General features: G+C 59.3%; 21 protein-coding genes. 16 read left to right on the plus strand and 5 right to left on the minus strand.

What is annotated here, in order from left to right:
- Window positions 1-87 precede the first annotated feature (87 nt).
- The 7 genes from HBO23_RS11075 to HBO23_RS11105 all read left to right on the plus strand — a co-directional run bounded on the left by HBO23_RS11075 (window position 88) and on the right by HBO23_RS11105 (window position 10,593).
- Entirely contained in the window at window positions 88-1,998 is a 1,911-nt protein-coding gene (locus HBO23_RS11075) for a sigma-54-dependent Fis family transcriptional regulator (RefSeq protein ID WP_169987403.1), read from the plus strand.
- A gap of 171 nt (window positions 1,999-2,169) precedes the next feature.
- Entirely contained in the window at window positions 2,170-5,376 is a 3,207-nt protein-coding gene (locus HBO23_RS11080; protein WP_170038066.1) for a hypothetical protein, read from the plus strand.
- 276 nt (window positions 5,377-5,652) lie between these two features.
- Complete coding sequence (locus HBO23_RS11085) at window positions 5,653-6,639, plus strand: hypothetical protein (protein ID WP_170038068.1); 987 nt, start codon at window positions 5,653-5,655, stop codon at window positions 6,637-6,639.
- A 487-nt stretch (window positions 6,640-7,126) separates the two neighbouring features.
- Window positions 7,127-8,227: a hypothetical protein gene (locus HBO23_RS11090; RefSeq protein WP_225933012.1), complete on the plus strand. Its 1,101-nt coding sequence runs from the start codon at window positions 7,127-7,129 to the stop codon at window positions 8,225-8,227.
- 113 nt (window positions 8,228-8,340) lie between these two features.
- Window positions 8,341-9,690 (plus strand): UDP-N-acetylmuramate:L-alanyl-gamma-D-glutamyl-meso-diaminopimelate ligase, encoded by a 1,350-nt coding sequence (mpl, locus tag HBO23_RS11095; RefSeq protein WP_017136037.1) that lies wholly within the window; start codon window positions 8,341-8,343, stop codon window positions 9,688-9,690.
- Window positions 9,687-10,316 (plus strand): flavin prenyltransferase UbiX, encoded by a 630-nt coding sequence (ubiX, locus tag HBO23_RS11100; protein ID WP_017136038.1) that lies wholly within the window; start codon window positions 9,687-9,689, stop codon window positions 10,314-10,316. Before mpl ends, ubiX begins: the two co-directional genes overlap by 4 nt.
- On the plus strand, window positions 10,309-10,593 hold the full coding sequence (locus HBO23_RS11105; RefSeq protein ID WP_170038070.1) for a YceK/YidQ family lipoprotein: 285 nt from the start codon (window positions 10,309-10,311) through the stop codon (window positions 10,591-10,593). Before ubiX ends, HBO23_RS11105 begins: the two co-directional genes overlap by 8 nt.
- 114 nt (window positions 10,594-10,707) lie before the next feature.
- Here HBO23_RS11105 and HBO23_RS11110 read toward each other — a convergent pair whose 3' ends face one another.
- The 3 genes from HBO23_RS11110 to HBO23_RS11120 all read right to left on the minus strand — a co-directional run bounded on the left by HBO23_RS11110 (window position 10,708) and on the right by HBO23_RS11120 (window position 13,658).
- The gene (locus tag HBO23_RS11110) at window positions 10,708-11,349 is read right to left on the minus strand and encodes an oxidoreductase (protein WP_017136040.1); all 642 of its coding nucleotides are present in this window, start codon (window positions 11,347-11,349) and stop codon (window positions 10,708-10,710) included.
- Between the two features lie 29 nt (window positions 11,350-11,378).
- A complete protein-coding gene (locus HBO23_RS11115) occupies window positions 11,379-13,097 on the minus strand; it encodes a C13 family peptidase (RefSeq protein ID WP_017136041.1) in 1,719 nt (572 codons plus the stop codon).
- A gap of 105 nt (window positions 13,098-13,202) precedes the next feature.
- Window positions 13,203-13,658, minus strand: a complete 456-nt coding sequence (locus tag HBO23_RS11120) for a MaoC family dehydratase (protein ID WP_099547585.1) — start codon at window positions 13,656-13,658, stop codon at window positions 13,203-13,205.
- Between the two features lie 166 nt (window positions 13,659-13,824).
- Between HBO23_RS11120 and HBO23_RS11125 the strand changes: the two genes are divergently transcribed.
- The 3 genes from HBO23_RS11125 to HBO23_RS11135 are packed head-to-tail and all read left to right on the plus strand — an operon-like array spanning window position 13,825 to window position 15,506.
- Window positions 13,825-14,178 carry a CidA/LrgA family protein gene (locus tag HBO23_RS11125; protein WP_017136042.1) on the plus strand — a complete coding sequence of 118 codons (354 nt, stop codon included), beginning with the start codon at window positions 13,825-13,827 and terminating at the stop codon, window positions 14,176-14,178.
- Window positions 14,175-14,891, plus strand: coding sequence for an LrgB family protein (locus tag HBO23_RS11130; RefSeq protein ID WP_017136043.1), 717 nt, complete (start codon window positions 14,175-14,177; stop codon window positions 14,889-14,891). Before HBO23_RS11125 ends, HBO23_RS11130 begins: the two co-directional genes overlap by 4 nt.
- Window positions 14,892-14,912: 21 nt before the next feature.
- Window positions 14,913-15,506, plus strand: coding sequence for an LON peptidase substrate-binding domain-containing protein (locus HBO23_RS11135; RefSeq protein WP_017136044.1), 594 nt, complete (start codon window positions 14,913-14,915; stop codon window positions 15,504-15,506).
- Here the strand turns inward: HBO23_RS11135 and HBO23_RS11140 are convergent.
- Both HBO23_RS11140 and HBO23_RS11145 read right to left on the minus strand, forming a co-directional pair.
- Entirely contained in the window at window positions 15,500-16,816 is a 1,317-nt protein-coding gene (locus tag HBO23_RS11140; protein ID WP_017136045.1) for a bifunctional DedA family/phosphatase PAP2 family protein, read from the minus strand. The genes HBO23_RS11135 and HBO23_RS11140 overlap by 7 nt on opposite strands.
- Window positions 16,817-16,971: 155 nt before the next feature.
- A complete protein-coding gene (locus HBO23_RS11145; protein ID WP_099547586.1) occupies window positions 16,972-17,655 on the minus strand; it encodes a DNA-3-methyladenine glycosylase in 684 nt (227 codons plus the stop codon).
- A 174-nt stretch (window positions 17,656-17,829) separates the two neighbouring features.
- Between HBO23_RS11145 and HBO23_RS11150 the strand changes: the two genes are divergently transcribed.
- The 6 genes from HBO23_RS11150 (at window position 17,830) to rodA (ending at window position 23,829) form a co-directional block, all read left to right on the plus strand.
- Window positions 17,830-19,095, plus strand: coding sequence for a glutamate-5-semialdehyde dehydrogenase (locus HBO23_RS11150; protein WP_099547587.1), 1,266 nt, complete (start codon window positions 17,830-17,832; stop codon window positions 19,093-19,095).
- Window positions 19,095-19,739 (plus strand): nicotinate-nucleotide adenylyltransferase, encoded by a 645-nt coding sequence (gene nadD / locus HBO23_RS11155; protein ID WP_017136048.1) that lies wholly within the window; start codon window positions 19,095-19,097, stop codon window positions 19,737-19,739. Before HBO23_RS11150 ends, nadD begins: the two co-directional genes overlap by 1 nt.
- A 69-nt stretch (window positions 19,740-19,808) precedes the next feature.
- A complete protein-coding gene (rsfS, locus tag HBO23_RS11160) occupies window positions 19,809-20,303 on the plus strand; it encodes a ribosome silencing factor (protein WP_003215432.1) in 495 nt (164 codons plus the stop codon).
- Between the two features lie 9 nt (window positions 20,304-20,312).
- Window positions 20,313-20,780 (plus strand): 23S rRNA (pseudouridine(1915)-N(3))-methyltransferase RlmH, encoded by a 468-nt coding sequence (gene rlmH / locus HBO23_RS11165; RefSeq protein WP_003176297.1) that lies wholly within the window; start codon window positions 20,313-20,315, stop codon window positions 20,778-20,780.
- Window positions 20,781-20,795: 15 nt separating this feature from the next.
- A complete protein-coding gene (gene mrdA / locus HBO23_RS11170) occupies window positions 20,796-22,694 on the plus strand; it encodes a penicillin-binding protein 2 (RefSeq protein ID WP_017136049.1) in 1,899 nt (632 codons plus the stop codon).
- A gap of 31 nt (window positions 22,695-22,725) precedes the next feature.
- Window positions 22,726-23,829: a rod shape-determining protein RodA gene (gene rodA / locus HBO23_RS11175; protein ID WP_050547734.1), complete on the plus strand. Its 1,104-nt coding sequence runs from the start codon at window positions 22,726-22,728 to the stop codon at window positions 23,827-23,829.
- The last annotated feature ends 7 nt before the right edge of the window (window positions 23,830-23,836 follow it).

Consider the following 23,836-nt stretch of genomic DNA (forward strand, 5'->3'; position numbering starts at 1 on the left):
CCTGTGACCGGTGGGTCGGCGCGGGATTGCAATGGCCGGATGGCTGGGGGATGCTGGCTGCTCTCACGCAGGGAGAATAATAAGAACATGCACAACGATCATTTCAGTCGCCATGCTCAACAGGTCCTCACCGTCACCCGCGGGCAAGACCTCGCCCACGGCCCCGGCAGCGACCCGTCCATCGCCCGGTCCTGGTTGCGGTGCCTTGAGGACTATCACCTCGACCCCGCGCTGACCATGGCGCCCACCGTGCTGGAACACGGGCGCCTGCTGGAAAGTCGCGAGCGCTTGCAGCAAGTGCTGCGCATTGCCGGCAGTGAGATGAACAGCCTGCATCAACAACTTTCCGGCGCCGGCCATGCGGTGCTGCTCACCGATGCGCGTGGGGTGATCCTCAACTGCGTTACCGCGCCGGCCGAGCGCAAGGTGTTCGAGCGTGCGGGGCTATGGCTGGGGGCCGACTGGAGCGAGGCGTGCGAGGGCACCAATGGCATCGGCACCTGCCTGGTGGAGCGCCAGTCGCTGACCATTCACCGCGATGAGCATTTTCGCGGCCGCCACACCGGTCTGACCTGCTCAGCGAGCCCGGTGTTCGATCCCCATGGAGAACTGCTGGCCGTGCTGGATGTGTCTTCTGCACGTGAGGCGGTGTCGCGCCAAAGCCAGTTCCACACCATGGCGTTGGTGAACTTGTCGGCCAAGATGATCGAAAGTTGTTACTTCCTGCGCCATTTTGAAAAGCACTGGCTGCTGCGCTTTCACTTGCAGGCGGAATCTGTGGGGTTGTTCAGCGAAGGGCTGCTGGCCTTCGACGGTGACGGACGTATCTGTGCGGTCAACCAGAGCGCCCTGAACCTGCTGGGCCAGGCGCGGGGCGGTTTGCTGGGGCAGCCGGTGGAAGCGTTTTTCGAATGCTCGCTGGACCAGTTGCTCGGCCGCGCCAGTGCCAATGCCACCGCCAGTTGGCCGTTGCGTACGCGCGATGGCCGGCATTTGTTCGCTGCGTTGCGTGGTCAGGCACGGAGTACACCGCCGGCGCCGATGGCCAAGCCCGAGGCACCGCGCCTGCCGGGCATCTGCCTCGGCGACCCGGTGTTACAGAGTGATTTTCGCAAGGCCCTCAGGGTATTCGAGCGCGACGTGCCCCTGTTGATCAACGGCGAAACCGGCTGTGGTAAAGAAGCCTTCGCCAAGGCGGTGCATCAAGCCAGCCAGCGCGCCGACAAGGCTTTCGTTGCGCTTAATTGCGCCGCCATCCCGGAAAACCTGATTGAAAGCGAGTTGTTCGGTTATCGCGGCGGCAGCTTTACCGGCGCGCTGAAAGAAGGCATGCGCGGTAAATTACAGCAGGCCGATGGCGGCACCCTGTTTCTCGATGAGATAGGCGACATGCCTTTCGCGTTGCAAACCCGTCTTTTAAGGGTGCTGGAAGACCGCGTGGTGGTGCCCATCGGGGGCGCGCCGCAGGCGGTGGACGTCAGAATCATCAGCGCGACCCACCGCGACCTGTTAGCGCGTGTTGCCGACGGTAGCTTCCGCGAAGACCTTTACTATCGCCTCAACGGCCTTGAGATTGCCGTGCCGCCCTTGCGCGACCGCAGCGACAAAGCGCAATTACTGGCGTTTTTGCTGGCGGAGGAAGCCGCAGGGCAAGCGGTGGTGCTTGATGAGCCAGCGCGGCGCGCTTTGCTGGACTACGCCTGGCCGGGAAACATTCGGCAATTGCGCAACGTGTTGCGTACTTTGGCGGCGTTGTGCGAGGACGGGAAAATCAGCGTTGAAGACCTGCCGCCCATCATTCGCCAACCGCGCCCCGTGAGGGCTTTAGAGCCCCAGCAGGGGGGCGTACTGGACGATGCAGAGCGTGTAGCGTTACTCAATGCACTCAAACAGCAACATTGGCACATGTCCCGCACGGCAGAAAGTTTAGGCGTGAGCCGGAATACGCTTTACAGGAAGTTACGTCGGCACGGAATTGAGCGTTGTTCACACGCGTGATCTGCACGTTGTTACTGCAGCCCTCATAGTGCCCGCTTTTAGTCGCCCATGAGAGAAGTGGGTTGAAACGTTTGGATAAACCTTGCCTGATGTTTTTTGTGTGATTTGTATAGTTGTGAGCCACTCAGTCTCTGAATAGTTACTTGTTTTTATTCGGGTTTGGGTGTGGAAATGACAAATATTGAAGCAGTGAAAGTATCACCCATCTTATTCAGTACAGGGGCCGATGAGCCTCCTGCGGCTGGCGCCAGGGTTAGCACCGATAAAGCACATGATGAACGCAACACGGATGCTCAGGTGCCTGACACCCCCGAAACCCGGGCGGTGGCTGACGCTCAGTTGGCGAGGCCCTACGCGTTAGCATTAGCGACGCGCTCCTTTCACACCTCAATGGGGCCAATGGATGTTCAAGTGCCTGCGCAGTCCACACTCGGTCGTTGGCGGACCCAATTGGACGACGCCTTTAAAAGCCGGGGGTTTTTATCGTGGGCGAAAGAACAGGGCCTTGATAGCAAAAGCCTCAAAGTGGATCCGTTCGCCGGGGAATTGACGGGAATTGTAAATGGCAAGATCCACACTTTTTCCTTAGAAGACAATTCGGGTTGGTCGGACATCTCCAGGGTGCTGTTGTCGATTGCCAGGGTGATCGCTCCAAAGCCTGGGCAGGCGTTCAGTTATCCTTGGCCGGACGGTAAGGTGCCGCTGTACACGGTGGGTCGATTTTACGCAGAACCTATCGATCTCTCCCCTTCGCAAGCCGCCGCGCATCGAGAGAAACTGAGGGCCGGGTCAGCGTTTGAGTTCGCACCTGTGGGTCATGCGTCCCAGCGATCTGTCGAGGCGTTAGTGGAGCAGGGCAAGGCGCTGGGTGATGACGCTAATCGTCATGCACTTATCGCGGCGCTGAACGCCCAGGTAGACGATGCTGAAGGGAAAATAGATCTGAATAACGTTATGGTCCCGATTGACCGACGTTCAAGTTTATTTATCGAGGAGCAGCGCCGGGAGATAAGTGTTGCTCAGATGCTCGAAAATAAGGGGCATAAGCTACCTGGCAACCGTGCGCAGGCGCTTGGCTTGGCGAACGCACTCTCCTTTGACCTTGCCCATCGGATGCCTGGGGCCGACGGTGGGGGCGTCAGGCATATTGCTGGACTGCTGAATAAAACCGCGTTGCGCAAGATGAAGGCGGTAGTGGAACCGTGGAAGTTGAAACATGCAAGCCCGGCTGCTGATTCTCACGCAGGAGCCGGCAGTTTTATACGTAGCCTGATGAACAGGCCTGGGGCGCCTGCCCAGAAGATGATTCTGGACAATCCCTCATTGGCATTGGACCAGCTCATTCGGACGCCCGATGCACAGACGTTGGGCCTGGACATACAAAAAAGAATCAGCTCAGCAGAGTCGCCGACCGGTGCGATTGAGGCATTGACTGCGGCGCTCTTGCAGGACCTTGATCCTAACCCGGATAAGTCATGCTTCAACGTGGCGGGTTATAACCTCTATCAACGCGACAATATGGGGGCTAGCGCTTCTGAGATTGTTAAACGTTTTACGACTTATCTTGAAACTAAGCTGGGCGCGGATGTGGCCCCTCTTGCTGCGCAGCTATTACTGTCCGCCGTCGCCCCTGAACTCAAAGTAAAAAATATTCCTCCCGAACTGGTTTTTGGGTCTTATACGTGGACTGAATTTTCTATAGCGGTTGCACTGGTAGAGCAGGAAGATCGCGGCGGCGCATCGGGAAACATGACGTTTCGTCAAATAGTGAACTATGCCGATGTGCAACTTAATCTCCTTGAGGATGAGGACGCGTTAGCAAGCATGTCGATCAATCCGCTTAGGGCGTGGGGGGTCGCTAACAAGGTGATAAAATACAGCCCCGACGGTCGATATACGCCCGAGGAGGTTGAGCAATCACAGCGCGTGTTAAAGAAGCAGAAAAGGGAACTGGAATGGGCACGCACTGAGTTATTGAAGCCGCCACCGACGCGGGAGTCGGAGGCGCTGTCTGAGTTCAAACGGGTGTACCCGGATGTTGATCCGACGAAGACAACCTTATGCAGTGTCATGGATAGCCGTTATATCGTATCGCCACTTGATGTCTATATGACGAAGCCTTTTGAGCCAGACAGGTGGAAGTCACGTGATGAAAAGGAGTTGCCTTGGACGCAGATGAAGTCTCGCTTTTCTGAGCTTGATAACAATATCGGCCAAACGTTTGCTGAGAAGTTTGAGGGCTATAAAAAGACTCAGGCCGCGGGGTGGGCTATTCAGTTCAAATATCAGGCGTCTTTGCTGTCTATGGCTGAACAGGAGCGTATAAGTCAATCAACTGTAACGTTCATGCGAGTGTCTCGTCCTTTTTTGGGCACAGAGGAAACGAACAACCTACAGCTTTACCCCGGACGCCAACCCCGAAAGCCCACTCCACACGAACTCAAAGAGTTGGAAGGGGGGCAAGGCTTGCTTATGAAAGTTGAGGGCGGGCAGGGGGCGGTTGAGTACTTTAGTTATTTTCCAGCCCTGGGAAAAATTGTTAAGGAAAAGGGAGTGCCGGCAGAGCAGCCAAACTTTGACGATCGCAGGTATTTTTCTCCGGGTTACGAGGCACGAGTCCCTGGCACGTACAATGTGTTTACAGAATTTGCCACCAATAATGAGCGTGATTCGCCTGATGTAATCGGTGAAGCAAGAACGCCGTATTTTTCTCAACGAAACGGTTCGCTGGGTGCCGCGGTGGGTGATTTTTTTACCAAGGATTATGATTATTTAAAAACAAAGCTTTTCGGTGAAACGAGGATTGAAAAGAACACCAGAGCTAATCAAGCTGTCAACAATTTTCTCCTTTCGCTTATTCCCTTCTATGATGGTATTAAAGATGCGATCGACGGCAATGTTGCCGGCGCAGCTTTTAATATCGGGTTCGATTTTTTAGGGTTTTTTCTCCCCGGGGCGAGTGCCGCGAATAGGGCCTTGAAGCTTGGTAAGTCAGCAGGCAAGGTGCTCAAACGGTCTTTTTTTGCAGGGGTCGGTGCTTCTGTGGGGGTTACCGATATCGTTGATCTGCCAAAAAACTTTAAACGGGGGATAGTCGCCTTAGGTAAGGATTTAAAGACGGTACGCAAACATTCAGATGAGGTGCTTGCTCGACTGAAAGGGAATTACAGATTTTATGAGGTGACAGGAAGTTACAAGGAGGGTGATATTGTCAAGGGCTTCTATCAGGTGGAGTCGGACGGTGTAAGCAGGCCAGTAGTTGCGCTATTTAAAAAGGGCGCTTGGTATGCATACAGTACTGTTACCAATACACCCTTTGGCCCTCAGTTAGCACAGTTTGGAGTGCTGAATGCACTGACGCCTTCGGATAAACCATAATGGTTTTAACGGGCGCGGCTTAGCGAAAAAGTCGCCGCGCCCGTCTGAGTTGTTAATAAGTTCGCGTTTGGTTGAGTCGTCGGGCTGCGATTTTTAGTATCCGTGCGGCTGACGCACTGTGCCTGTGTGCCTGGATCGTTTTTGCCGACGTTGTTGTAGGTCAGTGGCGGGTGCGTATTTTTTTATAGCCTGGAACTGTATGAGGTATTTGTGTCACCTAATGGCTGAAGGAAATGGATGGCTTTCTAATTAAAACTAATTATTAGGCAGAACGTTATGATATTTGCAAATGCAGTTGAACGGCCATTGGTATGCTCAAAGATTTCGAATTTTTTCAGTGGCGGATGGACCAGAAGCGAGCCGCCTAGCCCTGTAAGAACACCTGATGCTCCCAAGATAGAGGGCGCGGCAGCGGCCAAACCCGCAGACGGTAGCAATAACGGTTTTGATCAGGGGTTCATTGATAAACAAGTGACATCCCTCGAAGGTCCGGGGCACGCCAGTGGCCAACGACAGCCGGGGCAGGCCACTGATACAAATGCCACTGCTTCGCAAGTGGCTGACTATAGAGAAGCGAACAGGAAAAAGTGGCAAACGCAAAAAGATGCTGAAGCCCGTGACAAGTTGTTCGCTCAGCCCACACCGGGTCGAGTCGATGGGCAAGAGGTTCCACCGTTCTCTTCTCGAGCGCTTGAGGAAAATGCAGCGGATTTAAGCAAAGCCTCAGGGGCGGAGTCCAAATTTGAGCTGGGTAAGGCGTATAAAAATGCACTGGTGACGTCATCGATTACTTTGCCAGTTACGATAGTTGCTTTTGTGACCATCGGAACTATCAATGAAACTATTAAGCCTCACCTCAGTGCAACCCCCGTTGCTGAGGGTGCCCCCGTTGCTGAGGGTGTCACCGTTGCTGAGGGCGCCCCCGTTGATGAAGGAAAGCTCGTCGATCGTAAGCAGACAAGTGTATTTCAAGTGGCCAATACCTTAGCCAATCTGCGGGGCGAAGGGCATGTTGGGCCATCGGACAAATGGGCAGCGCAAACCGATGAGGAACGTTTGGATTCTCTCGATGCAATACTTGACTATTGCGAGCCCGAACTGGTTAAGGATGCACAAAAGTACGGCGTTAAGTTTCAACCTGCTACCTCGGGCGGTGATAGCGACGATATAAAGACCCGCACAGCTGTCATCGATTCCAGGCTGGCGGCCCTGACGGCACTGTTCGGTGTCTTAAAGGGGAAAGTATCGGGCAGTGCCAACTAGTAGGCCGGCGCGTGTCACGGGTCAGGCGATTGGCGGGAACGAGGTCGACGCTGCGCTGAACGCCTGCACTCTGATTGACCTGCACTCTAATTAAAGAGTGCGGGCTTTTCTTGCGGGTGAAGTAATTTTTTATGACGTGCTTATGTGAGTGCTTCCGGTTTCTGCTGATCTTGCGCATAGCGCTATCGGCGCTGATTGATTGGCATAGAGAAGTGCTGGGCCGGGATGAACACGTTCATCGCGTACGAAAGTGCGCTGCAGCGCCGGCCTGAGCGGCTGTGCAAGTCTAAAAAGATAGCTCGAACAGCAAGGTAGGTGGGAACGCTTAAAGTGTCGAGTTTAACGCTGTGCTTCATCCGTGAGACGGCTTTGTCTTACAGGGCGTGTTGGCAGGCTCTGGCTGGAACTGTACTGGGTGGGGTGCCCACTCATTCAGGGCAACTGCTTAGAGTGTTTTCATACAATAACAATCACGCTGGTGAACACTATGAACATTATTCCTTCAATGGCCACTTTCATTGCTTCACACCCTGTATCCGTCGACCAGCCTGCTGCGCAGCTCGAGTCGTATAAAGGCGATCCTGCTGATTGGCCTTTGTCGCAAACCAAGGGGGCCATCGAGAGCAAAAACCTCAAGTGGGGAGGTGGAAGGGGGCCGAGGCCTCCATCTCCACCACCTGCTCCTGCTCCTGGGCCGCCGCCGCTACCACCGCGCCCACGTCCGCCCGTGCCGCCCAAGCCGAAACCAGATCCTAAACCCGCGCCGCCGAGCAAGCCCGGGCCTGCACCCAAGCCCCAGGGCGGTGGGTTCAAGGACGCGGGGAGCACTGTCATGCAGATCAATAAAATCAAGGCCAATGACGAGTTGATGATGGCCAATTTGCGCAAGCAGGCGCCTATCAGTGTGGCGGAGGCTGCCAAGCGAGTTTTTGATGCCGACAGACTGGTCAAGGCCGGTGTGATTGATACCGGGCCAAGCGCCCTGCGCGTTGCTCGTGATGCGGCTATCAGTGCCGGTATCACCGGGATGGTCAGCGCGCCGATCAACGTAGCAGCCTATGCAGGCTCCGTGGCCGCCGGAGAGCGGATCAAGTCTTCTTACGCCCCTGGTGTATTGCCGCCACCGTTTTTGCCCGGCGCCAGCAGCCCGCCCAAAAAAGGTGACGCTGCCGAGCACGTTGATTCGACGCCCGATTCGACAGCCGATTCGGCAGGCACGATTGACCAGCGCCTGGATGATTTCGAGATAAAGCTGTTGGGCATGGGCTCCACCGTCATGATTCTGTTGGGCGAGAACAACCGTGTATTTACCAAGAGTGAACGTTGGCCAACCGATAACGACGCACGCTTAAGCAACCTGGAAAAGATACTCAGGTTCTCTGAGCAACAATTGAAGAAGATCACCCGGCAGAACGGAATTATTTTTAAACCATATAAACCCGGCGAACCCATACCTGCCGATGCAGAAGGGCGTCTTGACCTGATCGACAAGAAGTTCAAGCGCATGGACGAGGCCTATGAAAACCTGCGTTTGCTCGCTGCTTTGAAAGCCAGTCAGCGCAAAACTCAAGCACCCGCCATCGCTTGAGGATGGCACTATCGAGCGAAATGCCAGACGCATTTCGCTCGCCCGCTGACCGTTTAAAAGGTGCGATTTCCTACTCCCTGCGCTAACCTGCCTCGATGTTTACGAGGTCAACTATGCACATTCATATTCTGGGTATCTGCGGCACATTCATGGGTTCGATGGCGGTCCTGGCCAAAGAGTTGGGCCATCACGTTACTGGCTCCGACGCCAACGTTTATCCGCCCATGAGCACGCAGCTTCAGGCCCAGGGTATTGAGCTGACCCAAGGTTACGACCCCTCACAGTTCGACCCGGTCCCGGATCTGGTGGTGATCGGTAACGCCATGTCACGTGGTAACCCGGCGGTCGAATATGTACTCAACAAGGGCTTGCCCTATGTCTCCGGCCCGCAATGGCTGGCCGACCATGTGCTGCAAGGCCGCTGGGTTCTTGCTGTGGCGGGCACCCATGGCAAGACCACCACCAGCAGCATGCTGGCCTGGGTGCTTGAGCATGCGGGCATGAGCCCGGGTTTCCTGATCGGCGGTGTGCCGCAGAACTTCTCGGTGTCGGCGCGTTTGGGCGATACGCCGTTTTTTGTGATTGAGGCCGATGAATACGACAGCGCCTTCTTCGACAAACGCTCCAAGTTCGTCCATTACCGCCCGCGCACCGCGATCCTCAACAATCTTGAGTTCGACCACGCGGACATTTTCCCTGATCTGGCCGCCATTGAGCGCCAGTTCCACCATTTGGTGCGCACCATCCCCAGCGAAGGCCTGGTCATTCACCCGACCACCGAGCCGGCCCTGCAGCGCGTGATCGACATGGGCTGCTGGACGCCGGTGCAAACCACCGGCGCGGGCGGGCAGTGGCAGGTCAAGTTGCTCAGCGAAGACGGCTCGCGCTTTGAAGTGCTGTTCGAGGGTGAGGCCCAAGGCGTCGTCGAATGGGACATGACCGGTCAACATAACGTCGCCAACGCCTTGGTCACCCTGGCGGCCGCACGGCATGTGGGCGTGGTGCCTTCCATGGGCATCGCCGCCTTGAGCGCGTTCAAGAGCGTGAAACGCCGTATGGAAAAAGTCGCTGATGTGAACGGGATTACCATCTACGACGACTTTGCCCACCACCCAACAGCCATTGCGACCACGCTGGATGGCCTGCGCAAGCGCGTCGGTGATGCCAATATCATTGCCATTATTGAGCCGCGCTCCAATTCCATGAAACTCGGCGCGCACCGCGATGGTTTGCCGGAAAGCGTCAACGACGCCGACCAGGTGGTTTGGTACGCCCCGACTAACCTCGGCTGGGACCTGCCGGCGATTGCGGCGCTGTGCACGGTGCCTTCCATCGTGTGCGACTCCATTGAAGCGATCATCGAACACGTCAAACATCAAGCCAAGCCCGGCACCCATGTGGTGGTCATGAGCAACGGCGGTTTCGGTGGCCTGCACGGCAAGCTGGCCGAGGCGCTCAAATGAGTGGCCCGGAACGCATTACCCTGGCGATGACCGGCGCGTCCGGTGCGCCTTACGGCCTGCGCTTGCTGGACTGCCTGGTGCGCGAAGACCGCGAGGTGCACTTCCTGATTTCCAAGGCCGCGCAACTGGTGCTGGCCACCGAGACGGATGTGCAACTGCCGGCCAAGGTGCAGATGATGCAAGCCTTCCTCACCGAGTACACCGGCGCGGCTGCCGGGCAGATCAAGGTGTACGGTAAAGAAGACTGGATGTCGCCGGTAGCGTCCGGCTCCGGTGCGCCGGCGGCGATGGTGGTAGTGCCGTGCTCCACCGGCACCTTGTCGGCGATTGCCACGGGCGCCTGCAACAATCTGATCGAGCGGGCGGCTGACGTTACCCTGAAGGAGCGCCGCCAGTTGATCCTGGTGCCGCGCGAGGCGCCGTATTCGAGTATTCACCTGGAGCACATGCTCAAGCTGTCGAACATGGGCGTGACCATCTTGCCGGCCTCGCCAGGGTTTTATCACCAGCCGCAAACCATCGATGACCTGGTGGACTTTGTAGTGGCGCGCATTCTCAACCTGCTGAACATTCCCCAGGACATGCTGCCACGTTGGGGCGAGCACCATTTGAGCAGCGATGAATAAGGCGCTGCTGGTAATGTTGGCGCTGCAACTGACAGGCTGCGCCACGGCGCGCACGCTGGATGCCGCGCAACCCGGGGCGCCGGTGGTGTATGCCGGCACGCGGCTGGATGTGTATGCGATCAATGGCGGCTGTTGCGCCAAGGATCGATTTGGCGCTGAGGCGCCGAGCTATCCGCATATCGACCTGCCGGCCAGTGCGGTGCTCGACACCTTGCTGTTGCCGCTGTCGTTATTGACGGTGTTGGGTGTGGGGTTTAACGCAACGGGCGGGCTTTAGTGTTGCGTTGAGTGTGCGGGCCCCATCGCGGGCAAGCCCGGCTCCCACAGGGGAATGCCTTCCAAAGGTGGGAGCTGGCTTGCCTGCGATGGGGCCCGCACAGGCGCTGCTAGATCATTTGCCGAGCTTGCGCAACTCATCCGACTCCACCACCCGCACGCCATCCTGCTCTTCCAGCGCCAGGCGCCACATGGCGCGGGCCAGTTCGCAGACTTCGATACCGTGGTATTTGCCCGGAATCAACCGCGATAACGGCCCGGCGATTTTCTCGGCCAGGCGCGATTCCAAGCGTTCCCCCAGCAGCAACGAAGGCCGTACGATGGTCAGTTGCGGCCAGTCCTGAGCCTTGAGCGCTTGCTCCATTTCGCCTTTGACGCGGTTGTAGAAAATCGAGGACTTCGGGTCGGCGCCAATCGCGCTGATCACGATCAGGTGCCGAGCGCCCATCTCCCGTGCGCGCTTGGCGAAGGCCACCACCATGTCCAGGTCGACCGCACGGAAGGCTTCTTCTGAACCGGCTTTTTTAATCGTGGTGCCCAGGCAGCAGAAGGCGATATCAACCTGGCCGCTCAGTTGCGGCAGGAACACCGCCGGGTCACCCACCGGGTTTTCCAGGTGTGGGTGCTCGGCCAACGGCTTGCGGCTAGGTGCCAGTACGCGGGTCACCGTGGGTTCGTTGAGCAGGCGGTCGAGCAGGTGTTCGCCGGTCAGGCCGGAGGCGCCGGCGAGCAGGATATGCTGAGGTGTCAGGTACATGGTGTTTCCCCCTTGTTACACGTTACAGCTTAGTTGCCTTTGGCTTCCTTGCTATTCATTGAGACGCTTTCGAGCGCCTTTCGTGCCTGCTGTTTACGTAACAATTGCCAGTGGGCGATCACGCCTTTGGGCGCCCAGATCTGCGGTTCAGAGGCTTCGAAGTTGTCCGCCTGTTCACGCTCGGCCACGTGCAGCTGCGCCAGTTTGAAGGCTTGTTGCAAATCGTCGGTCTGGTTGAAGGCCTGGGCGAACAGGGCGTCGCCGAAGTAGGTGAAGTCCGCTTCCTCGGAGCAACCGAAAGACACGCGATCCGCGCGCGAGGCGGTCATGATCAGCGTGTGCTCGTCCTTCAGGGCCGGGATAAACCCACCGGAGTAGCAGGCGGAAATCACGATGATCTTGTCGCGGTCCTTGAGCGGCGCAAGCACGGCGGCCAGCTCATCGGCGGGCAGGTCGGCCAGCTCCATGCGCGGCTGGTCGAGCACCAGTTCATGTTCGTGGGTGCCGTGGCTGGTCATGTAGATAAACACCAGGTCTTGCGGCCCGGTGCGTTCGGCCAGGGTTTGCACAGCGCGGCGCAGGCTTTCGCGGGTGGCCAGCGGGCGGTCGGCGATGTGGTCGCGGTGGTTGACCAGACGAATCTGCCCGCGCGCACCGAAGCGCGTGGCGAGCATGTTGCTGACGTAATCGGCTTCGCGCAGGAACACGCTTTGTTTGCCATCGCCGGCCAATACCAGGGTGTACAGCTCGACGGCAGGCGTGGAGGGTGGCACGGCGGCAAGGGCGGCATCGAGCAAGCGGCCTTGGGCCAGTATGCCGACCTCCAGTGGGTCGGGCAGCAACTTGCCGTCGGCATCGCGCACGCGCATGCCGTTGACCCAAGTGCCGGCCTGCACAGTGCCGTCGGTGAGTACCAGGGTGCCTTTGCCCTGGTAGCTGTCGCTGTCGAAACCGCCGACATAGAAACTGCCGTCGGTGAGGTTCAGACGGCCTTCGCCGCTGAAGCGCCATTCGCTGAACTGGCCCACGTAGTGGCTGCCGTCCACACCGATCAACTCGCCTTTGCCGCTGAGCGCGCCTTCCTTGAACTGGCCGATCCACACGTCGCCGTCGGCGTTTTCATAACGGCCCTTGCCGTTGAGCTGGTTCTGTTTGAACTGGCCGACATAGATATCGCCGTCGGCACTGTTGAAGGTGCCATTGCCTTCAAGCTGGCCATCGACAAAACGACCACTGAACTGGTTGCCACTGTCGTCGTTGCGCTGGCCTTCGCCATTGGGTTTGCCGTGCACGAACTGGCCCTGGTACTGGCTGCCGTCGGCCAATTCCAGGCGGCCAAGGCCGGAATATTGATCGTTTTTGAATTCGCCGCGATAGGTCATCTGCCCCTCTTTGAGGGTGCCTTCGCCGTTGCGTCGCCCATTCTTGAAACCGCCGACGTAGCTGCTGCCCGCCGTGGTCAGGCTGCCTTGGCCATCGAACAGGCCTTGCTGGAACTGGCCTTTATAGACCTCGCCGTTGCTGCCATGCCATTCGCCCTGGCCGTGCCACTGGCCTTTGTCGAACTGGCCGGCGTACCAACTGCCATTGGGGTAGTCCACGCGGCCCTGGCCTTGCAGCAAACCGTTGACCACATCACCCCGGTAACGGCCGCCGTCGGGCAGGCGCGCATCGGGCGGCAACAGCGATTCGCCGTCTCCGCAAGCGGTGAGCAACAGGGCAAGGGCAAGGGGAGCGAGTGGGCGCATAGCGGGATCCGGATAATTGAGCGCCGAGTATGCCGCAGCTGCGAGATTCATACATAAATTTACATACACTGTGGCAAGGTTTATTGCCTCGCCACAGGCCCGGCCTTACACGAAGCAGAGTGACAGCGACTCGGCGATGTAAGCAGGTTTTTCCTGGCCTTCGATTTCCAGGGTGGCGGTGGCCTTAAATAGCCATTGGCCAGGTTTTTTCTCGGTCACGTCGGTGAGGGTGACGTTCAGGCGGACTTTGGAATTAACCTTTACCGGCTGGATAAAACGCACGCTGTCCAGCCCATAGTTGACCGCCATCTTCAGGCCTTCGGGCATGATCAGGATGTCTTCCATGAGCTTGGGCATCAACGACAGCGACAGGAAACCGTGGGCGATGGTGCTGCCGAACGGGGTCTTGGCGGCCTTGATCGGGTCAACGTGGATGAACTGATGATCGCCGGTGGCTTCTGCGAACAGGTTGATGCGCGCCTGGTCGATGGTGAGCCATTCGGAACGTCCCAGTTCCTTGCCGACATAATCTTTGAGCTGCGCTACAGGTACATAGGGCATTGCGACTCTCCTTGGTTCATCGATTCTGTTTTTTATGAGTTACAGAGAACCAATGTAGATCATCATGGGCAACCCACCCGGTCAACCCACCATGCTTTTGGCGAATGCCGAAGCATATGGCGGGCGTGCTTATAATGCGTCCCAGCTTTAGAGGGGGGAGAGAGCGATGCTGTTACGGGGCCTGACCTGGCTGGTGCTGTTTCAATTGATCGGCACCGCGATCAACCATTTGCTGTTGCCGGTGCTGCCGGGGCCGATTATTGGCTTGCTGCTGATGCTGGGTTTTTTGATCTGGCGCGGTGAAGTCGGCGAGCCCCTGAGCCTGGCTGCCAGCAGCCTGTTACGTTACTTGCCGTTGCTGCTGGTGCCGCCGGCGGTGGGCGTGATGGTCTACGCCAAGGACATTGCCGCCGATTTCTGGGCCATCATCGGCGCGCTCGTTTTGTCGCTGGTGATCGCCATGGGTTTTGTCGGCGTGCTGATGCAGCGCATGGTCAAGCGCAAGGAGCGCGATCAATGATCGGCGACTGGCAGGGCGCGTGGGCTGCGGTTATTCATCATCCGTTGTTCGGCATCGGCATCACCCTCGGCGCCTATCAACTGGTGCTGGCGGCATTCGAGAAAACCCGCTGGGTCTTCCTGCAGCCGGTGCTGGTGTCCATGCTGCTGGTGATCGGCGTGCTGCTCAGTTGCGGCCTGACCTACGTCGAGTACCGCAAGAGCACCGAGATCATGGGCATCCTGCTCGGTCCGGCGACGGTGGCTTTGGCGGTGCCGCTGTTCTTGAACCTGCGACGGATTCGTCAATTGTTCTGGCCGATTTTTACTACGCTGGTGATAGGCGGGGTGGTGGCCACCGGCTTGTGTGTGCTGCTGGGCTGGTGGTTCGGCGCCGAACACATGATGCTGATGACCATGGCGCCCAAGTCGGTGACCTCGCCGATTGCCATGCTGGTGGCTGAGCAGATCGGTGGTGTGGCTGCGCTGGCGGCGGTGTTTGTGCTGATCACCGGGGTGATCGGCGCGATGATCGGCCCGGCGTACCTGTCGCGCCTCGGTGTGCACAGCCCCGAGGCGCGTGGCATGGCGCTGGGCATGACCGCCCACGCCGTCGGCACCTCGGTGGCCTTGCAGGAAAGTGAAGAGTGCGGCGCCTTCGCGGCGTTGGCCATGAGTCTGATGGGCGTGGGCACGGCGGTTTTCCTGCCGTTGGCCGTGTCGGTGATCGTTTAAACCAGGTTTAAGGAAACCTTTATGAGTCTGGCGCTGTTCCCGCTCAATACCGTGCTGTTCCCTGGCTGCACCCTCGACTTGCAACTGTTCGAGGCGCGCTACCTGGACATGATCAGCCGCTGCATGAAAAAGGGCGAAAGCTTTGGTGTGGTGTGCATCCTCGACGGGAAGGAAGTCGGCATGGCCCCGGACGGCTACGCGCTGATCGGTTGTGAAGCGTTGATCCGCGATTTTAAACAGCAGGACAACGGCCTGCTGGGGATTCGCGTCGAAGGTGGCCGCCGCTTCCGCGTGCGCGACGCCGGCGTGCAGAAGGATCAGTTGCTGGTGGCCGAGGTGCAATGGCTCGAGGAACTGCCCGACCAGCCTTTGGAAGAAGAGGACGCCGACCTGCTGGCGTTGCTCCAGGCCCTGGCCGAGCACCCGATGGTGGCGTCGCTGGACATGGACGCGCATGCCGAGGGCCAGCAAGCCTTGGGCAATCAGCTGGCGTATCTGCTGCCGTTCACCGAGGCCGACAAGATCGACCTGCTGCAACTCGATGACCCGCAGCAGCGCCTGGATGCGATCCAGATGCTGCTCGACGAGTTGCAGGGCGAACTGTTCACTCAGTAGGCGTAGCGCAACAGGGCGTGGGGTGTGCCGGTGAGGGCGATAAAGCTCAGCACCGCCACCAGCACCGGGAGCAGCAGCCACCAGGTTTTCTGCGGCATGGCCGGCAGCGGGCTTCGATACTGGATGACGGCCAGGCTGAAGGCGCACACCGTCATCGCCAGCAGCGTGCCGGCCAGTATGTCCGTGGGCCAATGCGCGCCCAGGTAAACCCGTGACAGCGCAATAAAAGCGGCGGGAATACAGCCCAGCAACATCCAGGTCAGGCGCAGGCGCGTGGGTTGCCCGCGCCCGGCCAGCACCGCCAGTGCGAGAAAGAACGCAAAGGCGCCGGAGGCGTGGCCGCTGGGCATGCTGAAACTGGTCAGTGGTTCTGTGAGGATTTCCGGGCGGCCACGGGCGAAAAACAGCTTGGTGCCCGTGTTGATCACCGCCGCCCCCGCCAACGTAGCACCGACGAACACGGCATGCCGCCATTGCCGCGCCACCAGCAGCAGGCCAGTGAAAATCGCGCTGGCGATAAACATCTTCCTGAATTCACCCAGTTGGGTAATCCGCACCATCACCTCGTCCAGCCACGGGCTGCGATGCTCCTGGACCAAAGCACTGAGGCCCTGGTCGAAGTGGTTAAGGTGGGGATAGCCGATAAACAGGGCGATCAACAAAGTCAGGCTGGCGCAACCGACCCACAAGGTGGCACGACGATGGCCGCGCAGGCTGCTGTTCAAGCTCAGCCCCAGCAACACCGCGATACACCCGGCGACAATCCCGGCTTCCAGCCAGAAACCTTCCGGCAGCGGCAGGCGGAAGGCGGCGCCAGTGGCCCAGCCTGGCAGCAGGTAGGCCACCGACCAGCCGGCGGCGGCCACAATGCTTACGGCGGCAAAACGCGGGAACGGCATGTCGCACATGCCCGCCACCATCGGCAGCATGGGGCGCAGCGGGCCGATGAAACGCCCGACCAGCAGGCTGGCGATGCCGTACTTGTGGAAGTAGGTTTCGGCGCCGTTCATCCATTCCGGATGGTGGCGTAAACCGGGCAGGCGGCGGATGTTCTGATGGAAGTGTCGGCCCAGGTAGTAGGAAACGCCGTCGCCCAGTAAGCCGCCGAGAAAGCCCAGCAGCAAGGTTTCACTCAACGACAGCGCACCGCTGCCGGCCAGGGCCGCAATGGCAAACAGCAAGACGGTGCCTGGCACGATCAGACCGGCGATGGCCAGGCATTCAACGCACGCGACGATAAATACCGCCACCGCCAGCCATTCGGGGTTCAGTGTGAGCCAGCCGGTAATGCTATCGAGCCATTGGCCCATAAAACTTCACTCCATTTATGTCGGCAGTGGCGATCAACTGTGGGAGCTGGCTTGCCTGCGATGGCGGTGTGTCAGTCACCTCGAGAGTGAATGTTCAACCGCTATCGCAGGCAAGCCAGCTCCCACATTCGATCTGCTGGGCTGCTTCTGTCTGTTCAAATCAAAAAATAATCACGGCCTTCGACCTGGCCCCGGCGCAGCGGGTTCCGGGTGCAATACGGTGCATAACCCGCATCCACGAAGCGGTACATCAGGTGTTCATCGCGCCCGCTGGGGATGCCCAGGCGGGTGGTCTGGATGATTTGCGTCGGGGTTTGGCCCACGTCTTCAACAAACAGCAGTTCCTGATCGAAGCGCTTGGCGTCCCACATCGGCACTTTCAGGCCCAGGGCTTTGCACAGCAGCGTTTGGCCGGCGCAAAGTTTTTGCGAGGGGCGTGGGTGGCCATTGGCGTCCGGGTTGTTGAGCAGCATCTGCGCCAGGCTCGCCGGGCCGGACAGCTCATCGACCCACGGATAAGCCGATTTGATCAGCACCGCATTGCCGGGGCCGTGAGCGCTGAAGTTCAGTGAATCGCCGCCACGGGCGTAGTACATGTAGATGTGCCCACCATCCAGAAACAAAGCCTTACGCTTTTCTGTGTAACCGAGTGAGGCATGGCTGCCTTTTTCGGCCACGTAATAGGCTTCGGTTTCGATAATTCGCGCCGAAAGCCAGGTTTCACCGACGCGGTGGCGGATGACTTTGCCGAGCAATTCGCGCGCAAGTATTTGCGCGTCACGGTCGAAGAAGCTGTCGGGCAGGGCGCTGGCGGGCAGTTGGGGGGCAAAACTGGACATGGCGGTAAGGGTTAATACGGCTAAATGTGACCGAATAATAACAACTCCCACCTTAATTACCGCTGAACCCCAAGTTTTTACAGTTCATTTCGACCATCCGCCCCTCACCGCTGTCAGTCGGGCGGCGTCACAGCTATAATCTGCCGCTTTCCTCTTTGCCAAGACTCCCTGACCATGACTGAGTCCGTTCTTGACTACATGACCCGCCTGGGTCGCGCTGCCCGGCAGGCCTCGCGGTTGATCGCCCGTGCGAGCACTGCGCAGAAGAACCGTGCCTTGCTGGCTGCCGCCGATGCTCTGGATGCTTCGCGCTCCGAGCTGGCCGCCGCCAACGAACTGGACCTGGCCAACGGCCGCGCCAATGGCCTGGAGCCGGCCCTGCTGGACCGTCTGGCGCTGACCCCGGCACGTATCGACGACATGATCGAAGGCCTGCGTCAGGTGGCCAAGCTGCCTGACCCCATCGGTGAAATCCGCGATATGCGCTACCTGCCCTCCGGCATTCAGGTCGGCAAGATGCGCGTGCCGCTGGGCGTGATCGGCATCATCTATGAGTCGCGCCCGAACGTGACCATCGACGCCGCGAGCCTGTGCCTCAAGTCGGGCAACGCCACCATCCTGCGTGGCGGTTCCGAGGCCATTCATTCCAACCGCGCCATTGCTGTGTGCATCCAGCAAGGCCTGGCCGTGGCCGAGCTGCCGGCTGAAGTGGTGCAGGTGGTGGAAACCACCGACCGCGCCGCCGTAGGCGCGTTGATCACCATGCCGGAATTCGTCGACGTGATCGTGCCGCGTGGTGGCAAGAGCCTGATCGAACGCGTCAGCCGTGATGCCAAGGTGCCGGTAATCAAGCACCTGGACGGCGTGTGCCATGTGTACATCGACATCGCGGCCGACCTCGACAAGGCGATCCGCATCGCCGACAACGCCAAGACCCACCGCTACGCGCCATGCAACACCATGGAAACCCTGCTGGTACACGCTGGCATTGCCGAGCGCGTGCTGCCGCCGCTGGCTGCCATCTACCGTGACAAGGGCGTGGAACTGCGTGGCTGCGAACGTACCCGTGCACTGCTGGGCGCGGACGTGATCGAAGCGACTGAAGACGACTGGTACACCGAGTACACGGCGCCGATCCTGTCGATCCGCATCGTTGATGGCCTGGACCAGGCCATCGAACACATCAATAAATACGGCTCCAAGCACACCGACGCTATTGTTTCCGAGCATTTCAGCGATGCCCGGCGTTTCCTCACCGAAGTGGATTCCGCCTCGGTGATGATCAACGCCTCGACGCGTTTTGCCGATGGCTTCGAGTATGGCCTGGGGGCGGAGATCGGCATTTCCACCGACAAGCTCCACGCACGCGGCCCGGTTGGCCTGGAAGGCCTGACCAGCGAGAAGTACGTGGTGTTCGGCGACGGTCATGTGCGCACTTGATGGGTAAACGCATCGGGCTGCTCGGCGGCACCTTCGACCCCGTGCACATCGGCCATTTGCGCAGTGCCCTGGAAGTCGCGGATGCCCTCGCGCTGGATGAGTTACGCGTGATGCCTAACGCGCGGCCACCCCATCGCGATATGCCGCAGGTGTCTGCGCAGCAACGCCTGGAGATGGTGCGCCTGGCTGTAGAAGGTATACCGCCGCTGGTGGTGGACGACCGCGAACTCAAACGCGATAAACCGTCCTACACTGTCGACACCCTGGAACTGATGCGCGCCGAGTTGGCCGCAGATGACCAGTTGTTTCTGCTTTTGGGCTGGGACGCATTTTGCGGCCTGCCCTCTTGGCATCGCTGGGAGGAACTCCTCCAGCATTGCCACATCCTGGTTTTGCAACGCCCGGATGCCGACAGCGAACCGCCGGATGCCTTGCGCAACCTGCTGGCCGCGCGGTCGGTAAGTGACCCCTTGGCCCTGACCGGGCCGAACGGGAATATTGCATTCGTCTGGCAGACCCCGCTTGCGGTGTCCGCCACCCAGATCCGTCAACTGCTGGCCAGCGGGAAGTCGGTACGTTTCCTGGTGCCTGACGCGGTCCTGGCCTACATCGATGCGCACGGGCTTTACCGTGCGTCGAACTGAAAAGGCGCGCTTGATCGCACGAACATTCGTGCAGCGGGCGCCCGAACATACGAGCAAAACGAGTTTTATATGACGAACAAAGACGTAAGCAAAGTTAAGCGCAAAGGCACTTTCAAAAGCGCCCCGCTGCCAGTAGAAGCGCACACCGGCCCTGAGCTGGCTGGCGAAGAGCTGGTAAAAGTCGCCGTGGCTGCCCTGGAAGACGTTAAAGCCCAGGACATCCAGGTGCTGGACGTGCGCGACAAGCAAAGCATCACCGACTTCATGATCATTGCTACCGGTACTTCCAACCGCCAGATCGGCGCGATGCTCGACAAGGTTCGCGAAGCCGTCAAAGCCCAAGGCGTCAAGCCACTGGGTGAAGAAGGCAAGGGCGACAGCGACTGGGTACTGCTGGACATGGACGACGTGATCGTTCACATGATGACCAGCAACGCCCGCCAGTTCTACGACCTGGAGCGTCTGTGGAAAGGCGCCGAGCAGAGCCGTGCGGCTGATGGCAAGCACCACAGCCCGGAAGTGGGCCATGCACACTTCGACAAGCTCAACAAAGACCAGGAATAAGGAACGGCTGTGCGCCTGCGTCTGATCGCTGTCGGTTCACGCATGCCCAAGTGGGTGGAAGAAGGCTGGCACGAGTATGCCAAGCGTCTGCCCGCTGAGCTGTCGCTGGAGCTGGTGGAAATACCGCTCAACACCCGGGGCAAGAATGCCGACGTGGCGCGCTTTATCCGTCAGGAAGGCGAAGCCATGCTGGCCAAGGTCGGCCCCAACGAGCGCATCGTCACCCTCGAGGTGCACGGCAAGCCCTGGAGCACCGAGCAGTTGGCGGTGGAACTGGACCGCTGGCGCCTGGACTCGCGTACCGTCAACTTCATGGTCGGCGGCCCGGAAGGGCTGGCGCCGGAAGTCTGCGCGCGGGCGGACCAGCGCTGGTCGCTGTCGGCACTCACGTTGCCGCACCCGTTGGTAAGGATTCTGATCGGTGAACAGCTGTATCGCGCCTGGACAGTTCTGTCCGGGCACCCTTACCACAAATAATCTGCGCCATTGCCGATGACCCAGCCGATCCGCATCAAGGACCACGAGAAAGACGCACGTCTGGTACGTTCGCGCGTGGTGTTTGGCGCTTTTTTGGTGGTGGGCTTGATTGCGGTGCTGATTGCGCGCCTGTATTACCTGCAGGTGATCCAGTACGACTATCACTCCACGTTGTCGGAAAACAACCGGGTGCATGTGCAGCCGATCCCGCCGACCCGCGGGCTGATTTTCGACCGCAATGGCGTGGTGGTGGCAGACAACCGGCCCAGCTTCAGCCTGAGCATGACCCGCGAGCGTTCCGGCGACTGGCAGCAGGTCCTCGACGTAATCGTCGAGGTACTGCAACTGACGCCGGAAGACCGCGTGATCTTCGAAAAACGCATGAAGCAGGGGCGTCGGCCGTTCGAGCCGGTGCCGATCCTGTTCGAGCTCAACGAAGAGCAGATCGCGCGCATTGCGGTGAACCAGTTCCGTTTGCCAGGTGTGGAAGTGGTGGCGCAGTTGGTGCGGCATTACCCGCAAGGGGCACACTTTGCGCACTCCGTCGGCTACATGGGGCGCATCAACGAGAAAGAGCTGAAAAGCCTCGATCCGGTGAATTACAGCGGCACCCACCATATTGGCAAAACCGGCATCGAGCGCTTCTACGAGCCGGAGCTGCACGGCCAGGTGGGTTACGAAGAAGTTGAGACCAACGCCCGTGGCCGCGTGCTGCGTGTGCTCAAGCGCACCGACCCGATCCCTGGCAAAGACATTGTGCTGAGCCTGGACATCAAATTGCAGGAAGCGGCGGAGATGGCCCTGGGCGGTCGTCGTGGCGCCGTCGTCGCGCTCAACCCGGCCACCGGCGAAGTGCTGGCGATGGTCAGCCAGCCGAGTTTCGACCCGAACCTGTTTGTGACCGGTATCAGCTTCAAGGCCTATGCCGAGTTGCGTGATTCCATCGACCGGCCGTTGTTCAACCGTGTGCTGCGCGGGCTGTACCCGCCGGGTTCGACCATCAAGCCGGCGGTGGCGATTGCCGGTCTGGATTCGGGTGTGGTCACGGCATCGAGCCGCGTGTACGACCCTGGCTACTACATGCTGCCCAACTACGATCACAAATACCGTAACTGGAACCGCACCGGTGACGGCTATGTCGACCTGGACACCGCAATCATGCGCTCCAACGACACCTATTTTTATGACCTGGCCCACAAGCTGGGGATTGATCGGCTGTCTGCCTATATGGGCAAGTTCGGCCTCGGTCAGAAAGTCTCCCTGGATATGTTCGAAGAATCCCCTGGCTTGATGCCGTCGCGGGAGTGGAAACGCGCGACCCGTCGTCAGGCATGGTTCCCGGGCGAAACCCTGATCCTCGGCATCGGTCAGGGCTACATGCAGGCCACACCGCTGCAACTGGCCCAGGCCACCGCGCTGGTGGCCAACAAAGGCGTGTGGAACCGCCCGCACTTGGCCAAGACCATCGAAGGCCAGAAGCCTGTGGATGAAAACCCGATTCCGGACATCGTGCTGCGCGACCCGTCCGACTGGGCCAAGGTCAACCACGGCATGCAGCAAGTGATGCACGGTGCCCGTGGCACGGCGCGCAAGGCCGCGGCGGGCGCGCAATACCGCATTGCCGGCAAAAGCGGTACGGCCCAGGTGGTCGCGATCAAGCAGGGTGAGAAATACGACCGCTCCAAGGTTCAGGAGCGTCACCGCGACCACGCCTTGTTTGTCGGCTTTGCGCCGGCCGACGACCCGAAAATCGTGGTGGCGGTGATGGTCGAGAACGGCGAGTCCGGCTCTGGCGTCGCGGCGCCTGTGGTGCGTCAGATCATGGACGCTTGGCTGTTGGCCGACGACGGCAGACTCAAATCCGAATATGGTGGCCCCCCTTCAAGCACCGAGGTTACGGCCCGTGAAGAGTAATTTTGACCGCATCCTCTCCAGTGAGGATGTGATGCGTCGGCGTGCGACGTTGCTGCAGCGCCTGCACATTGATGGCCCGTTGCTGATCCTGCTGTTGACCTTGGCGGCCGGCAGCCTGTTCGTGCTGTATTCGGCCAGCGGCAAGAACTGGGACTTACTGATCAAACAGGCGTCGTCGTTCGGCCTGGGTCTGTTGTCGATGGTGGTTATCGCCCAGCTGGAGCCACGTTTCATGGCGCGCTGGGTGCCGCTGGGGTATGTCGCCGGTGTTTTGCTGCTGGTGGTGGTGGACGTAATGGGCCACAACGCCATGGGCGCGACCCGCTGGATCAACATTCCGGGGGTGATTCGCTTCCAACCGTCGGAATTCATGAAGATCCTGATGCCGGCGACCATCGCCTGGTATTTGTCCAAGCGCACCTTGCCGCCGCAGCTCAAGCACGTGGGCATCAGCCTGATATTGATCGGCGTGCCGTTCATTTTGATTGTGCGCCAGCCCGACCTCGGCACCTCGCTGCTGATCCTGGCGGGCGGGGCGTTCGTGTTGTTCATGGGCGGCCTGCGCTGGCGCTGGATCCTCAGCGTGCTGGCGGCGGCGATCCCGGTGGCGGTGGCCATGTGGTTCTTCTTTATGCATGACTACCAGAAGCAGCGGATCCTGACCTTCCTGGATCCGGAAAGTGACCCGCTGGGCACTGGCTGGAACATTATCCAGTCCAAGGCGGCGATTGGTTCCGGCGGCGTATTTGGCAAAGGTTGGTTGCTGGGCACCCAGTCACACCTGGACTTTTTGCCCGAAAGCCACACCGACTTCATTATTGCGGTAATGGGCGAAGAGTTCGGCCTGGTAGGCATTTGCGCGCTGTTGCTGATCTATTTGCTGCTGATTGGTCGCGGCCTGGTGATTACCGCCCAGGCGCAGACGCTGTTTGGCAAATTGCTCGCCGGCAGCCTGACCATGACTTTTTTTGTTTACGTTTTCGTCAACATCGGTATGGTCAGTGGCCTGTTGCCGGTGGTTGGGGTGCCGTTGCCGTTCATTAGCTACGGCGGAACTTCGCTGGTGACATTGATGTCAGCGTTTGGGGTTTTGATGTCGATTCACACGCATCGCAAGTGGATCGCGCAGGTTTGAATAAGGT

The sequence above is a fragment of the Pseudomonas sp. WS 5532 genome (assembly GCF_012985445.1).
In the GTDB taxonomy this organism is placed as follows: Bacteria; Pseudomonadota; Gammaproteobacteria; order Pseudomonadales; family Pseudomonadaceae; genus Aquipseudomonas; species Aquipseudomonas edaphica.